This window comes from Bacteroides stercoris ATCC 43183 (assembly GCF_025147325.1).
Lineage (GTDB): Bacteria > Bacteroidota > Bacteroidia > Bacteroidales > Bacteroidaceae > Bacteroides > Bacteroides stercoris.
Genome location: NZ_CP102262.1, coordinates 476,148 through 490,994, shown reverse-complemented (window position 1 = coordinate 490,994; position 14,847 = coordinate 476,148). Strand labels below are relative to the sequence as shown.

Genomic DNA, 14,847 nt, shown 5'->3' with positions numbered 1-14,847 from the left:
TAGGCGTTTCAAAGGAAAAAAGACCATTATGAAGAAAAGCCTTGTATACACAAAGACCGGAGATAAAGGAACCACTTCCCTTGTAGGAGGCACGCGTGTTCCTAAAACCCACATCCGCCTCGAAGCCTACGGTACGGTGGACGAACTGAATTCCAATCTGGGGTTTCTGATTACTTTCCTTTCCGACGAGCCCGACAGGCAGTTCCTGCAGCAAGTCCAGGACAGATTGTTTGCAATAGGTTCTTACCTTGCTACGGATCGTGAAAAGACACGGCTGAAGGAGGCGAGTATCATCACCCCGGAACAGGTGGAGGCGATAGAGCGCGAGATAGACCGGCTGGACGACAAGCTTCCCCCTCTCTCTGCTTTTATTCTTCCGGGCGGGAGTCGCGGAGCCTCCGTTTGTCATATCTGCCGTACCGTTTGCCGCCGTACCGAACGTCGCATTCTTGCTTTGGCGGAACAGACGGACATCTCTTCCGAGCTGTTGGCCTATGTAAACCGTCTATCTGACTATTTGTTCGTTCTTTCGCGTAAAATGAACCAAGACGAGAAAAAAGAAGAAATATTTTGGAATAATAGTTGCAAGTGAAATATTTTGTTATACTTTTGCCGAAAAATAAAGAAAGGAATTACTACTCACAATTTTAATACTTAGAAACTATGTATTGGACATTGGAATTGGCATCTAAACTGGAAGATGCCCCTTGGCCGGCAACTAAGGACGAATTGATTGATTATGCCATGCGTTCGGGTGCTCCGCTTGAGGTTATTGAGAACCTGCAGGAAATGGAAGATGAAGGCGAGATTTATGAAAGTATTGAAGATATTTGGCCTGATTATCCCAGCAAAGAAGATTTCTTCTTCAACGAAGAGGAGTATTGATGCGCTTTGATTGAATTTCATCCGTCGGCTTACGGATATACAAATTATAGAAAGAGGTAGTACGAAGGCCTTTACTATGGCCGGAATACTATCTTTTTTTCTTTTTAATCCCCCATTATATTAATGATGACACAAACAGGAGAGGCACACCGCTTGCCCGTATTGAAAGAACGCCACTTGCCCGGGGAGTGCCGGCAAAGTGTAACGGAACTGCTGAAAGAGACCTATGGTTACGACGGGTTCCGCAATCTTGAGATTTACGATGATTTGTTTAAAAACAGGGATACTCTCTGTATTTCTCAGGGACAACTGGTTGAAAATGTAATCCGGGAAGCGGAAAAGGCGTACAAAGGCGGGGAACAGCCCGACAATATCCTGCTGACTGCTCCGACTGGTGCGGGAAAGTCTCTCTTGTTCCAGCTCCCCGCCATCTATCTGGGAAAAGAATATAACCTGCTGACTATCGTTGTCTCTCCTTTGAAAGCGCTGATTGTGGACCAGGTGGAAGGCTTGCAGGACGTAGGGTATGAACGTGTGGCATATGCGTCTTCCGACCTTTCACCGGAGCAGAAGATGGAAGTGTACCGGGCGGTGCGTGAGGGGGAAATCGACTTGTTCTATCTTTCACCGGAGCTGTTGCTCTCCTACGACATCAAACATTTTATCGGCAACCGCCGCATCGGTATGGTTGTTGTCGATGAGGCGCATACGGTAACCACCTGGGGCAAAGAGTTCCGCGTGGACTATTGGTTTCTGGGGCGTTATTTGGACGCATTGAAACAGAACCTCGGTTATTCGTTCCCCCTGTTTGCCCTTACCGCCACTGCCGTGTGGAATCCCAAAGGCGGCAACGATATGGTATTCGATACCATCCGCTCCCTGCAAATGGAACCTTGCATACTTTATGTAGGTACGGTCAGGCGCAAGAACATCGGTTTTGACATCCGCCGGCTCACATTGGAAGAGGGAGAGACTTATGACAAAGGCAAGCAACGCGTCATATCCGGGCGTGTGGAGGAGTTTCTCGACGGGCATAAGGCGCTGCTTTACTATCCTTTTGCCGGTGGCATAGATATGCGTATCAAGACCTGGGTGGCTCCTGCCGACTGGCGTCTGGTGGCCTCTTACTACGGCAAGAAGGACAAGGCGCAGAAGGCTGCCATCGTCAGGGACTTTAAAGAGGGCACGAAGCGGATGATTGTTGCTACAAAAGCTTTCGGCATGGGAGTGGACATCAGCGACATCGACCGTGTTTACCACGTGGCGCCTTCCAGCACGTTTGTCGATTACATTCAGGAAATAGGCCGTGCCGCCCGTGATGCGGATGTGCAGGGTATTGCCGCCACCGATTATCACGAACGCGACTTTTATTACATGAAGCGTCTGCACCAGACCGGCAACATCGGGCAGGACCAACTGGAACTTATCCTGAAGAAACTCATGGAGGTATATCGGATGAAAGGGAAGAAGGAAGAGATACTTGTTTCCCTGTCCGACTTTGAGTTCGTGGTGAAGTTGCCGCGTACCAAGAATAAGCTGGAGTACGAGGCCGAGTTGGGGCAGCTTATCAAAACGGCCCTGCTGTGGCTGGAGGATGATTTGGAGCAACGCTACGGCACACGTCTGCTGGAGGTAAGTCCGCAAAATCTGTTGACGGAGGGTTACATCCAGGACAAGACGGGCGATGCCTTTGCACGCGAATTTCAGGCCTATCTTACCGGGGTGGACGGTGAAGAGGGAGTCTACCGTGCCCGTTTGGACACTCTTTGGGAAGAGCGTTTTCCGGAGTTGGGATACAGGGAGTTCAAGCAGAAACTGAACAGCGGCATGTTGTGGGAAGGTTCACGTGCTGTTTCGGTGGGCAAGCACGAGGTGTTGCTGAAAGAGGATGCAACGGTTATCCGCCAGCGCATGGATGCTTTGTTCAAGAGCCTGGTATTGATGCTGAAAACAGCTTTGCTGAAGTCGAAAGGCCGTTTCGACGAGGAGGAGTTGCGTGCGGTGTTTGCCGAGCACGGCATGGATGTGCCGTCGGCCAAACGTTTCATCGGTTCGTTGCTGGAAAGCCGCACCGAGGAGGGGCGCAGCGTAAGTTACATCAGCAGCGTCAAGAAGAAAGACTCGAACGAGCTCTCGTTTACCGTCACCAAAGGTTTCGACCTGCTTCTGTCCCGTTATCAGAAGCTGTTCGCCCAGCGTATCGCAGGCAACAGGGGCGACCGCTTGCAGTTCTATTGCACTCCGTTCTCCGATTTGAATATGTTGCTCAACCTTCTTTCCATGCTCGACTGCCTGTCGTTCAGCGTTGAGGGAGGCGGTACGCCTTGCGTGCATGTACGGTTCGATAACCCGGAACTTCTGCAACAGTTGGCGGATTCCGACGAATATCATAATCTTATACTGGACACGAACGAACGTATCTTCGAGGAGCAGATTGAGCTGTTCTCCTTTTTCTTCGGTACGGATACTCTGACCGACGGCCAGCGTTGGGATTTCGTGGAAGAGTATTTCACCGGAACAACCGTGGAGGAGCTGAAGAAGAAGTATGGCGGCAGCCGGCCCGTATGAGTTTGGTGCGTGTGCTGTCGCTACAGCTTCTGAAAGGCCAGCCGTTCGTCTCCATTCTGCAGGTATATGATGCCGCAATATTGGAAGCCGTGTTTTTTGAGGATGTGTTGCAGGATATGGTTGTCGCGGTGCGTGTCTGCCCGTAGGTTGGGAATCTGGCGGTAGCACCATTGCAGGCAGGCGGATGCCACTCCTTTGCTTTGTTCTGTGCTTGCCAGGCGGTGGATGACGCCGTAGGGACGCGTGTCGTCACTCCATGCTCCTTCGTAAATTCGGGCGTAAGTAGGGTCGTTCCCTTGTATGAAGGTGAAAGTCCCTACTATGTTCTGTTCTTCATCGAGGCATACGTAGCTGTTTCCGTTCTCGATGTCCTTCTTTACAAGTTCTTCATCGGGATAGCCGCCGGTCCACTGTTTCATGTTTCCGCTTTTGCGCATGATGCGCTTTCCCTGTTCAAAAAGCTCCATAAGGATGCCGAGTTCTGCAATCTCTGTTTTCCTGATTTCTATCATATTCCGTAATAAAGAAATGTATTTTTTTGAATAATGTTTTGCAAAGGTAGTCAATCTATGCTTTCCGATGCCTATCTTGCATTTTTAATCTCCTAAAAAAGAAAATACGTTTTTTCTCGTCACTCGTCACCGGTAGTGTTCTATCCCTTTGCAGAAGGGGGATAGAGAGGGTGTTGACAATGGTGACGAGAGTGTTGACCAATTGTTTGTCGTCACTTCCGGTCGTCACTTTTATCCTTCTTGTTTGTTGTAACAGGCTTATACACAGATGTAAAACCTATGTGAAGCGAAATTTGTTAACTGCGGTTAAAAGCCTCTGTTTTTCAAGGGCGGAGCGTTCCAAACTCTGCGGCTTAATGGCACCGTTGCCCGTTGGTTTTGTCGTTTTACAGCATGTATAATGTAGGAAAGCCGGATGTAAAACCTCGTTTTCCAATTGCGGGCTCTCCGGTTGCCGGTTGCGGGCCGTACGGTTTCCATATGCGGGCCATACAGCCCGCAGTTGCAGGACGAGGAAAACGATGTGGCATAGCAGGTTTTTGCATAGGGTATTTCTCCTTTATACATAAGGGATGTCGTGGAAAAACACCGGCATACGGAATGTTCCGGGCTGGAGATTGGGACGGTTTTCCACCGGTGACGCACCGGAACTCTTGTTTTAATTTTGAACAATTCGGAATGCCTGTTGTTTTTTTAAGGGATAATTTGCATATATTTGTCCACGAAATTTAAACGTATTGAATTATGAAAAAGTTCTTTAGTGTTTTTATGATAGCTGTATGCTGCATGGCATTGGCTATGCCTGCCCAAGCTCAGTTGATTAAGTTTGGTGTGAAAGGCGGTGTGAACTTGTCGAAACTCAAGTTAGAAGGAATGAAAGACAACTCTACCGGATTCTTTTTCGGACCTATGGCGGAAATAACGATTCCCGTTATAGGACTGGGAGTGGACGGTGCGTTGCTGTATTCTCAGAAAGGCGATAAGATGGAAGGCCTTGATATGAAGCAATCGGGGCTGGACATACCTGTCAATCTGAAATATTCCATCGGTCTGGGCAGTATGCTGGGTATTTATGTAGCGGCCGGTCCGGACTTCTTCTTCAACTTCAAGGGTGATAAGAATTTTGAAGATGGAAGAAAGCTGGAAAGCAAGAAAGCGCAGGTGGGTATCAATGTGGGAGCCGGTGTGAAACTGGTTCAGCATTTGCAGATAGGTTTCAACTATACGATTCCTTGCGGCGACTCGTTCACCTGGAAGAGTGCCAGTGAGGCTATCGGAACAAAGAATAAGACCTGGCAGATTTCCGCTGCTTACCTGTTCTAAAGATATAACGGGATTATCTCTGTATGGCGTTGCCGATTTTGATTGGCAACGCCGTTTTTTTACGTTATCTTTGCCGTTGCAATGGAAAAGTTCGTAGATGTCATATTGCCCCTTCCCCTGCATGCCTGCTTTACATACTCGCTGCCGGAGGATATGGCGGGGATTGTACAGATTGGCTGCCGGGTGGTTGTTCCTTTCGGACGGAAGAAATACTATACGGCTATTGTGCAGAACATACACTATTCCGCACCGGCCGGGTACGAGGTAAAGGAAGTGAGTGCCCTGCTGGATGCGCATCCCATCCTGCTGCCCGAGCAGTTCAGGTTTTGGGACTGGCTGGCGGATTATTATCTCTGTACCCGGGGCGATGTCTATAAAGCGGCGCTTCCTTCAGGCCTGAAGCTGGAGAGCGAGACCATCGTGGAGTATAACCCCGATTTCGAATCGGATGTGCAACTGCCCGAAAAGGAACAGAAGATACTGAACCTGCTTGCCGCGGAGCCGGAGCAGTGCATTACGAAACTGGAGAAGGAGAGCGGCATCAGGAATATCCTGTCCGTAATTAAATCCTTGCTGGATAAAGAGGCGGTCTTTGTGAAAGAAGAACTGAAGCGCACCTACAAGCCCAAGACCGAGACCCGCGTACGCCTGACGGAAGCGGCAGGCAATGAACACCGTCTGCACTTCTTCTTTGACGAACTGCAGCGCCGCGCTCCCAAACAGTTGGACTTGCTGATGAAGTACATCGAACTTTCCGCCTGTTTGGGTAAAACGCCGAAAGAAGTCACCAAGAAGGAACTTTTGCAGCGGACTTCTGCTACGCCTGCCGTGTTCAACGGGTTGGTGGAACGCGGGGTCTTTGAGGTATACCAGCAGGAAATAGGCAGGCTGAATGCAGCCGCTGCCCGGACAACCCTCCCTTTAAATCCTTTGAACGGGCATCAGCAGCGGGCATACGACAGCATTGTGGAAAGTTTCCGGACAAAGAATGTCTGTTTGCTGCATGGAGTCACGTCCAGCGGAAAGACGGAGATTTACATCCATCTGATAGAAAAAGTTATCCGGCAAGGGAAGCAGGTGCTGTATCTGTTGCCGGAAATAGCGCTGACTACACAGATTACAGAAAGGCTGCAACGGGTGTTCGGTTCGCGTCTGGGCATTTATCACTCCAAGTTTCCGGATGCCGAACGGGTGGAAATCTGGCAGAAACAGCTTTCGGACAGTGGATATGACATCATTCTGGGAGTGCGTTCTTCCGTGTTCCTGCCCTTCCGCAAGCTGGGCCTGGTTATCGTGGACGAGGAGCACGAGAACACATATAAGCAACAGGACCCCGCCCCCCGCTACCATGCACGTAATGCCGCCACTGTGCTGGCTGCGCTGTATGGCGCCAAGACCCTGCTGGGCACGGCGACGCCTTCCATAGAAACCTGGCACAACGCCATGTCCGGAAAGTACGGGCTGGTGGAGCTGAAGGAGAGGTACAAGGAGATACAGTTGCCGGAGATTATTCCGGTCGACATCAAGGAGTTGCAGCGCAAGAAGCGGATGAACGGGCCCTTTTCCCCTTTGTTGCTGCAATATGTCCGCGAGGCACTGGAACGGAAAGAACAGGTCATTCTGTTTCAGAACCGCAGGGGGTTTGCCCCGATGATAGAATGCCATACGTGCGGGTGGGTTCCCAAATGTAAGAACTGTGATGTCAGCCTGACCTATCATAAAGGACTGAACCAACTGACCTGCCACTATTGCGGATATACCTATCAACTGCCCCGCATCTGTCCCGCTTGCGAAGGAACGGACTTGCGCAACCGCGGTTTCGGTACGGAAAAGATAGAGGACGACGTCAAACTCCTGTTTCCCGAAGCGACCGTTGCCCGTATGGACCTGGATACCACCCGCACACGCGCGGCCTACGAGCGTATCATCGCCGATTTTGAACAGGGAAAGACGGATATTCTTATCGGTACGCAAATGGTTTCCAAAGGGCTGGACTTCGACCACGTAAGCGTGGTAGGCATTCTGAATGCGGATACGATGCTGAACTATCCGGATTTTCGTGCCTATGAGCGTGCTTTCCAGTTGATGGCGCAGGTGGCAGGGCGTGCCGGACGGAAGAATAAAAGGGGCAGGGTAGTGTTGCAGACCAAGAGCATTGAGCATCCTATCATCCCTCAGGTAATTGCCAACGACTACGAAGGCATGGTCGACGGACAGCTTGCCGAGCGGCAGATGTTTCATTATCCCCCTTATTATCGCCTCATATATGTGTATCTGAAGAACCGCAATGAGTCCCTGCTCGATTTGATGGCGCAGACTATGGCGGGCAAGCTGCGTGCCATCTTCGGCAATCGGGTGTTAGGGCCGGATAAACCGCCGGTGGCACGTGTGCAGACGCTGTTTATCCGCAAAATTGTAGTGAAGATTGAAACCAAAGCTCCTATGGCGCGTGTCCGCGAATTGTTGCTGCAGGTACAGAAGGAGATGATAATGGAAGACCGTTTCAAGTCGCTGATTGTATATTATGATGTAGACCCGATGTAGATAGCCGTAGTGCGGGTTGCGGAATGTTTAATATGTGTTTGAGTATGAAAGAGAAGAAAAAGATATTGTTTGTTTGCCTGGGCAACATTTGCCGCTCTTCTTCGGCGGAAGGGGTGATGAGGCATTTGATAGAAGAGGCTGGGCGTGAAGATGAGTTCGTTATCGACTCGGCAGGTATTCTTTCCTATCATCAGGGAGAGCTGCCCGACAGCAGGATGCGTGCCCATGCCGCCCGTCGGGGTTACAACCTGACGCACCGTTCCCGTCCGGTACGTACGGATGATTTCTATGAGTTCGATTTGATTATCGGAATGGATGACCGTAATATTGATGATTTGAAAGAGCGTGCCCCTTCTGTGGAAGCATGCGGAAAGATACATCGCATGACGGAATACTGTACTAAGTTTGCCCATGCCGATTACGTGCCCGACCCTTATTATGGCGGAGCCGAGGGGTTTGAATACGTACTCGATATATTGGAAGACGCCTGTGCAGGATTGCTCGGAGCGGTTGGCGAATAATCACCGCTCAATGCCTGTTGTCATGATAAAAACGCTTGTTGTCGTTGAGGCTGCACGTTGCATCCACTCCGGCCTGTTGCAACCGTTCGGCAATCTCATTCAGCTTTTTCCTTGAAACCCGGCCGATGTAGAAAAGACGGTAACGGTAGTCCTTGTCGAGCAATTCCATGATGTGGGTGAAAGTCTGTTCCCGGGCAAAATCGAAGTTGACCTTGCGCAGGTCTGCATACGGATAGCGGATTGTCCTGCCTGCACTGTGTACGGTGAGGTTCTCGTTGTCCAGCGTCAGGTAGCAGAACCGGGTCATCAGCATGCAAATGAAGAAAAGGCTCAGTCCGAAGGACAGGATGGCCGGAATGAATCCCCACCATGCATCGATGCCGACGGAATAGTAGCCCAATATCAGGAACATAAGGAATAATATGAAGAACCAAAACATATACAGCGAGGGACGCCGGTAAGTTTCCTCCGGGAGAGTTTCCATGCTCCGTCCGCGCGGAACATAATTGGCAAAAGGCACTCCTTGCGACACCAGAAAGCGGACGAGTGATGAAGGATGCCTGAAGGGAGGCATGTATATTACCTTATCCTGCTTTTCCTTTAGGTGGAAAACGAATATTCCGGGACCGTATTTGGCTTTTCCTGCCGGGATATCCTTATGCGCCTGCCGGGGGTAGCGTTCCATGAAACTGAAACTTTCAATCTGATGCAGTTGAATCCGTTGGCTTTGCAACAGAAATTCCGCTCTTTGCTGTTCTTTGGTACTGATTTTCATAGGTCTTGCTTTTTAAGTTCCGGGTAACTGATGCGGGTGTGGTAGATGGTTTTCAATTTTTCTTTGAAAACGGCTTTTACCGTTGCTATGTCCTTGAACGTGACGGGGCACTCCCTGAAATAACCTTCCTCCACCTGCGAATCGATAATCTTGTCTACCAGGTTGCTGATGCTCTCTTCCGTATATTCGGGCAGGCTGCGCGAGGCTGCCTCTACGGAATCCGCCATCATCAGGATGGCTTGCTCCTTGCTGAAAGGGTTGGGACCGGGATAGGTGAATGACTCGTTGTCGGGTTCCTCGCCGGGATGCTCGTTTTTCCAGGATATGTAGAAGTATTTAGTCTTTCCCCTACCGTGGTGAGTAGTAATGAAATCCTTGATGACTTTAGGCAGGTTGTTCTTCTCGGCCAGTTTCAATCCGTCCGTTACATGTCCGATGACGACCTGCGCACTCTGCTCGTAACCGAGATTCTTGTGCGGATTGACACCGCCCGACTGGTTTTCGGTAAAGAATGCCGGATTCTCCATTTTGCCGATGTCATGGTATAAAGCGCCTGTACGCACCAGCTGGCTGTTTGCGCCGATGCGGTTGGCTGCTTCGGCTGCGAGGTTGGCTACCTGCATGGAATGCTGGAATGTGCCGGGTACGGTTTCCGACATGCGCCGCAGCAAACTGTTGTTGATGTTGGACAATTCCACCAGAGTAACATTCGAAGTGAAGCCGAAGGTCTTTTCCACCAGGAAAAGCAACGGATACGTGAAAAGCAGCAATACGCCGTTTATCACGAAGTAGGTGTACATACTGCCGTTCAGTTTGGAAAGGTCGTTTTCCGTTATCAGTTCAAAAGCGAAATAAACGGCTGCATAAGTCAGAATCACCAGGATAGCCGTGCGGAACAACTGCGAGCGTTGCGATAATTCTCTCAAACTGAAAATCGCAACCAAACCTGCCGTTAGTTGCAGCAGGATGAACTCGTGCGGATAGCGCAGGCAGATGGAACAAATCAGTATTGTGACGACCTGTGTGAGAAAGGCTGTCCGTGAGTCAAGAAACACGCGGATAATGACGGGCAGCATGGCATAGGGAATGATGTATACGTTGAATATATTGTTTGTTACCATAACGGCCGTTACCACACAATAGAACATGATAAGGGTGAAAAGCAGCGCGAGGTTGCCTTTGCGGTTGTAATAATCTTTGCGGAAGAGGTCGAGATAAAGCATGAAGCACAATATGAAGATGCCGACATACAGAATCTGCCCTGCCAGCATCAGTTGTTTCTGGCCGATGGACTCGCTGCGCTGGATGGACTCTTTGCGCAGGCTTTCGAGGATATTGTAGGTCTCCCGGCTCACTATCTCGCCGCGGTCGATGATTTTCTGCCCGCTCAGTACAATGCCGTTTGCCCATGAATAGTTGTCGAGGATTTCTTCCTTGGCGGTCTCTGTCCGCCGGGCATCGTAGGTGAGGTTGGGAGAGAGATATTCGTTGAGGGAACACTGCCGGAGTATGTTCGGACGATAGTGTATGGTGTCGGCCGTAAGCAGGTAGGCATATGCCTGCTTTACGGAGTAGAGTTTGTCGATGCTCCGTTGGTTGGCAAGCTTGTCGTCTATCACCATGACGGCAGATGTGCTGTCTTTGTGCAGCCGGGCAAGTTCTTCAGTGGAAAGGATGCCCGCCCGGTACACTTCGGATAGTATTTTTTCGATATGGCGGATGTAATCGGAAGAGGGCAGAATGTCGCGCAGATGAGTCTGATAGTCGTTCTTCAGTTTCTTGAGCGCCTCTTTCCCGGTGCTCTTGTCCAATTGGAAATAGGGTTGGAAAGAGGCCAGGATGCTGTCTTGTTCTTTTTTTACGACTTGGTCGTCTTTGTAGATGGGGAAGTCGAAGGTTGCCATCAGTTGCCCGTACTTCCAGGGTTTGTCAATGTCAAACTGGTAATTAAACTTACCGTCTCTCGGCAGGAAATAGACAATAACTCCCACCGTACCTATAAAAATAAGTGCCTTGTATATCAAATCTCTGAACGAGAACTCTTTGTTTTTACCTTTGAAATAGTTCATATCGGTTGAAATTTTTGCGAAAAGTACAAAAAAAAACAATAGTATGGAAAAAAAGGTTTAATTTTGCCGTCTAATTTAGTTATAAGTAAGATAGATTATGACAGAAAGAAAAGTCAGAGTCCGTTTTGCCCCGAGTCCTACGGGGGCGTTGCACATCGGTGGTGTGCGCACTGCGTTGTATAATTATCTCTTTGCCCGTCAGCATGGAGGAGATTTGATTTTCCGCATTGAGGATACCGATTCCAACCGGTTTGTGCCGGGGGCGGAAAAATATATATTGGAGTCTTTCAAGTGGTTGGGCATTCCTTTTGACGAGGGTGTCAGCTTTGGTGGAGAACATGGTCCGTACCGTCAGTCCGAACGCCGCGACATATACAAGAAGTATGTACAGGTGTTGCTGGATGCCGGCAAGGCATATATCGCTTTCGATACTCCGCAGGAGCTGGAAGCCAAGCGTGCGGAGATTGCCAATTTCCAGTACGACGCTTCTACACGCATGCAGATGCGTAATTCGCTGACGATGCCCAAAGAGGAAGTGGACGCGCTGATTGCCGAAGGCAGGCAGTATGTGGTCCGTTTCAAGATAGAGCCGGACGAAGATGTGCATGTGAACGACTTGATACGTGGCGAGGTCGTGATAAACTCGTCTATCCTTGACGATAAGGTGCTTTACAAATCGGCGGACGAATTGCCTACCTATCACCTGGCAAATATTGTGGATGACCATTTGATGGAAGTTTCCCACGTTATCCGCGGTGAAGAGTGGCTGCCTTCCGCTCCGCTGCATGTGCTGCTGTACCGTGCTTTCGGTTGGGAAGATACGATGCCGGCGTTCGCACACCTGCCGCTGTTGCTGAAGCCCGAAGGTAACGGTAAGCTCAGCAAGCGCGACGGCGACCGTCTGGGCTTCCCGGTATTTCCGCTGGAATGGCACGACCCCAAGTCGGGCGAAGTGTCTTCGGGCTATCGCGAATCGGGCTATCTGCCGGAAGCTGTTATCAATTTCCTTGCCTTGCTGGGCTGGAACCCGGGTAACGACCAGGAACTGATGTCGATGGATGAACTTGTAAAACTGTTCAATCTGAGTCATTGCAGCAAATCGGGCGCTAAGTTCGACTATAAGAAAGGTATCTGGTTTAACCATGAATATATTCTTCAGAAATCGGACGAGGAGCTTGCGGAACTTTTCAAGCCGGTACTGAAAGAGCACGGTGTAGACCTTGGTGCATACAGCGATGCGTTCCTTACTACGGTAGTCTCCCTGGTAAAGGGTCGCGTCAACTTCGTGAAGGAACTGTGGGATCAGGCACGTTTCTTCTTTGTTGCTCCTAAGCAGTATGCCGAGAAGGATGTGAAGAAACGTTGGTCGGAAGATACTCCGCGCATCATGACGGAATTGATGGAAGTGCTTCGGGGCATTGGAGATTTTTCCTCTAAACCGTCGGAAGATGTAGTTATCGGCTGGATTACGGAGAAAGGATATCACATGGGTAATGTGATGAATGCTTTCCGGCTGGCTGTGGTAGGAGAGTGTAAAGGGCCGCATATGTTCGATATTACCGCATTGTTGGGCAAAGAAGAGACGCTTGCCCGCATACAGCGTGCCATCGACGTTCTGAAATAAGTTGAAGCGGAGAAAAGTATGTTTTATAATTTAGCAATAATACTCTATGATATTGCGGTGCACCTGGTGGCTCCTTTCAGCCGTAAACCGCGGAAGATGATGAAGGGGCACTGGGTCGTGTACGAACTTCTTCGGCAGCAGCTGGAGAAGGATGCGCGTTATATCTGGTTTCACGCTGCCTCTTTGGGAGAGTTTGAACAGGGACGCCCGCTGATTGAGAAGATACGTGCCAAATATCCGGATTATCGTATTTTGCTGACATTCTTTTCGCCGTCGGGCTATGAAGTGCGCAAGAACTACCGGGGGGCGGATATCGTGTGTTATCTGCCTTTCGACAAACCGCGCAATGTGAGGAAGTTTCTTGACTTGGTGAATCCCTGCATGGCGTTTTTTATCAAGTATGAGTTTTGGAAGAACTACCTGGATGAGTTGCATAAGCGCCGCATCCCCGTTTATAGCGTGTCTTCCATCTTTCGCCGCGGGCAGATTTTCTTTAAATGGTACGGCGGTACGTATAGGAACGTGCTGCGCAACTTCGACCACATCTTCGTGCAGAACGAGCGCTCCAAGCGTTATCTGGCGAAGATTGGCATCAACCGGGTGACTGTGGTGGGGGATACCCGTTTTGACCGCGTGCTTCAAATTCGGGAAGAGGCTAAAGACTTGCCTTTGGTTGAGTTGTTCAAGAACAATACGATGACTTTTGTTGCCGGAAGTTCCTGGCAGCCCGACGAGGATTTGTTTATCGAATACTTTAATCAGCATCCGGAAGTAAAGCTGATTATCGCTCCGCATGTAATCGACGAAAATCATTTGGTAGAGATAATCCGTAAGCTGAAGCGGCCGTATGTGCGTTATACCCGTGCCGACGAAAAGAATGTCCGTAAGGCGGATTGCCTGATAATAGACTGCTTCGGCCTGCTTTCCTCCATCTATCGCTATGGAGAGATTGCCTATATCGGCGGCGGGTTCGGAGTGGGTATCCATAATACGTTGGAAGCTGCCGTATATGGCATTCCGGTAATCTTTGGACCGAAGTACCAGAAATTCCAGGAAGCCGTTCAGCTCCTGGAGGCAAAAGGCGGGTTCTCTGTCAAGAGTTATGAAGAACTGAAAGCGTTGCTCGACCGTATGCTGGAAGATGAAAGCTTCTTGCGCGAGACCGGTACGAATGCGGGGACTTATGTAACCGGTAATGCCGGAGCAACGGACAAAGTTTTGGGCATGATAAACTTTTAGACTGTTGAAGAGGTTGCCAAAGACCTCTTTCCATAAAAAATATGAGGGGTTGTCAAAACTAAAACGAGACTCTGAAAAGTTACAGACTGTAATTATAACCTCTAAAAGGGTCGTATCAAACTCCGTTTTGAGAGTAATGATACGACCCTTTTCTTTAGTCTTTTAGGATGTTCTAATTTCAAGTTAAAAGTTTGTCTTCTCAAAGAATGAGTTGTGACGCCTTCATTTTCCTATATGTAGGCAGTCTCCTTTTTAGAGGAGCCGATACCTTTACTCCTTGTACCAGCTTGAGTACATCAGGTAGTTGTGTGCAATCTTCTGGTTTAGTTCTTTTGCCTGTTCGGGGTCTACCTTTTTGATGAATTTGGCAGGTACGCCACCCCAGATGCTTCCCGGTTCTATTACGGTGTTGCTAAGTACCAATGAGCCGGCGGCTACAATGGCGCCTTCGCCTACTACGACATGGTCCAGAATGGTAGACCCCATGCCTATAAGTGCATAATCCCTGATTGCAGCTCCGTGGATGGTTACATTGTGGCCTACGGATACATGGTCGCCTATTTCAATGGTGGATTTCTCGTATAAGGTGTGCAGTACGCTTCCGTCTTGGATGTTTACACCGTTTCCGATGCGGATGGAGTTGACATCTCCGCGCAACACGGTACTGAACCAGATGCTGCAATCCCGTCCCATTTTTACATCTCCGATGATAGTAGCGTTATCTGCTAAAAAACAATTCTCTCCGATTTCCGGAGTGAAACCTCTTACTGATTTTATTAGTGCCATT

Annotated in this window: 12 protein-coding genes; 8 read left to right on the top strand and 4 right to left on the bottom strand. The window is 49.5% G+C overall.

From position 1 onward, the window contains the following. The first annotated feature begins 28 nt into the window (after positions 1-28). The 3 genes from NQ565_RS02010 (at position 29) to NQ565_RS02000 (ending at position 3,453) form a co-directional block, all read left to right on the top strand. Entirely contained in the window at positions 29-592 is a 564-nt protein-coding gene (locus NQ565_RS02010) for a cob(I)yrinic acid a,c-diamide adenosyltransferase (RefSeq protein WP_016660802.1), read from the top strand. 71 nt (positions 593-663) lie between these two features. Then, the gene (locus NQ565_RS02005; RefSeq protein WP_002558131.1) at positions 664-885 is read left to right on the top strand and encodes a DUF2795 domain-containing protein; all 222 of its coding nucleotides are present in this window, start codon (positions 664-666) and stop codon (positions 883-885) included. Positions 886-1,008: 123 nt separating this feature from the next. Then, positions 1,009-3,453, top strand: coding sequence for a DEAD/DEAH box helicase (locus NQ565_RS02000; RefSeq protein ID WP_005656586.1), 2,445 nt, complete (start codon positions 1,009-1,011; stop codon positions 3,451-3,453). A 20-nt stretch (positions 3,454-3,473) separates the two neighbouring features. Here the strand turns inward: NQ565_RS02000 and NQ565_RS01995 are convergent, their stop codons facing one another. Next, the gene (locus NQ565_RS01995; RefSeq protein ID WP_005656584.1) at positions 3,474-3,965 is read right to left on the bottom strand and encodes a GNAT family N-acetyltransferase; all 492 of its coding nucleotides are present in this window, start codon (positions 3,963-3,965) and stop codon (positions 3,474-3,476) included. Between the two features lie 744 nt (positions 3,966-4,709). On the opposite strand from NQ565_RS01995, the gene NQ565_RS01990 reads away from it, so the two are divergent. The 3 genes from NQ565_RS01990 (at position 4,710) to NQ565_RS01980 (ending at position 8,353) form a co-directional block, all read left to right on the top strand. Further along, on the top strand, positions 4,710-5,288 hold the full coding sequence (locus NQ565_RS01990; protein WP_005656580.1) for a porin family protein: 579 nt from the start codon (positions 4,710-4,712) through the stop codon (positions 5,286-5,288). Positions 5,289-5,369: 81 nt separating this feature from the next. After that, positions 5,370-7,832, top strand: coding sequence for a replication restart helicase PriA (gene priA, locus NQ565_RS01985; RefSeq protein ID WP_005656579.1), 2,463 nt, complete (start codon positions 5,370-5,372; stop codon positions 7,830-7,832). A gap of 44 nt (positions 7,833-7,876) precedes the next feature. Then, a complete protein-coding gene (locus tag NQ565_RS01980) occupies positions 7,877-8,353 on the top strand; it encodes a low molecular weight protein-tyrosine-phosphatase (RefSeq protein WP_005656578.1) in 477 nt (158 codons plus the stop codon). 7 nt (positions 8,354-8,360) lie between these two features. Here NQ565_RS01980 and NQ565_RS01975 read toward each other — a convergent pair whose 3' ends face one another. Next, the gene (locus tag NQ565_RS01975; protein WP_005656576.1) at positions 8,361-9,128 is read right to left on the bottom strand and encodes a hypothetical protein; all 768 of its coding nucleotides are present in this window, start codon (positions 9,126-9,128) and stop codon (positions 8,361-8,363) included. Next, the gene (locus tag NQ565_RS01970; protein WP_005656575.1) at positions 9,125-11,197 is read right to left on the bottom strand and encodes an HD family phosphohydrolase; all 2,073 of its coding nucleotides are present in this window, start codon (positions 11,195-11,197) and stop codon (positions 9,125-9,127) included. The genes NQ565_RS01975 and NQ565_RS01970 overlap by 4 nt, the downstream gene beginning before the upstream one ends. A gap of 97 nt (positions 11,198-11,294) precedes the next feature. On the opposite strand from NQ565_RS01970, the gene gltX reads away from it, so the two are divergent. Together gltX and NQ565_RS01960 are read left to right on the top strand one after the other, a co-directional pair. Beyond that, the gene (gltX, locus tag NQ565_RS01965; RefSeq protein WP_005656573.1) at positions 11,295-12,821 is read left to right on the top strand and encodes a glutamate--tRNA ligase; all 1,527 of its coding nucleotides are present in this window, start codon (positions 11,295-11,297) and stop codon (positions 12,819-12,821) included. 18 nt (positions 12,822-12,839) lie between these two features. Then, entirely contained in the window at positions 12,840-14,060 is a 1,221-nt protein-coding gene (locus tag NQ565_RS01960) for a 3-deoxy-D-manno-octulosonic acid transferase (protein ID WP_005656572.1), read from the top strand. A 270-nt stretch (positions 14,061-14,330) separates the two neighbouring features. Here the strand turns inward: NQ565_RS01960 and NQ565_RS01955 are convergent, their stop codons facing one another. Then, complete coding sequence (locus NQ565_RS01955) at positions 14,331-14,846, bottom strand: gamma carbonic anhydrase family protein (RefSeq protein ID WP_005656571.1); 516 nt, start codon at positions 14,844-14,846, stop codon at positions 14,331-14,333. Between the last annotated feature and the right edge of the window lies 1 nt (position 14,847).

Bases quoted from the DNA above. Each gene is read 5' to 3' on its own strand.
- NQ565_RS02010 (WP_016660802.1), top strand. From the start codon at position 29: ATGAAGAAAAGCCTTGTATACACAAAGACCGGAGATAAAGGAACCACT.
- NQ565_RS02005 (WP_002558131.1), top strand. From the start codon at position 664: ATGTATTGGACATTGGAATTGGCATCTAAACTGGAAGATGCCCCTTGG.
- NQ565_RS02000 (WP_005656586.1), top strand. From the start codon at position 1,009: ATGATGACACAAACAGGAGAGGCACACCGCTTGCCCGTATTGAAAGAA.
- NQ565_RS01995 (WP_005656584.1), bottom strand. From the start codon at position 3,965: ATGATAGAAATCAGGAAAACAGAGATTGCAGAACTCGGCATCCTTATG.
- NQ565_RS01990 (WP_005656580.1), top strand. From the start codon at position 4,710: ATGAAAAAGTTCTTTAGTGTTTTTATGATAGCTGTATGCTGCATGGCA.
- priA (WP_005656579.1), top strand. From the start codon at position 5,370: ATGGAAAAGTTCGTAGATGTCATATTGCCCCTTCCCCTGCATGCCTGC.
- NQ565_RS01980 (WP_005656578.1), top strand. From the start codon at position 7,877: ATGAAAGAGAAGAAAAAGATATTGTTTGTTTGCCTGGGCAACATTTGC.
- NQ565_RS01975 (WP_005656576.1), bottom strand. From the start codon at position 9,128: ATGAAAATCAGTACCAAAGAACAGCAAAGAGCGGAATTTCTGTTGCAA.
- NQ565_RS01970 (WP_005656575.1), bottom strand. From the start codon at position 11,197: ATGAACTATTTCAAAGGTAAAAACAAAGAGTTCTCGTTCAGAGATTTG.
- gltX (WP_005656573.1), top strand. From the start codon at position 11,295: ATGACAGAAAGAAAAGTCAGAGTCCGTTTTGCCCCGAGTCCTACGGGG.
- NQ565_RS01960 (WP_005656572.1), top strand. From the start codon at position 12,840: ATGTTTTATAATTTAGCAATAATACTCTATGATATTGCGGTGCACCTG.
- NQ565_RS01955 (WP_005656571.1), bottom strand. From the start codon at position 14,846: ATGGCACTAATAAAATCAGTAAGAGGTTTCACTCCGGAAATCGGAGAG.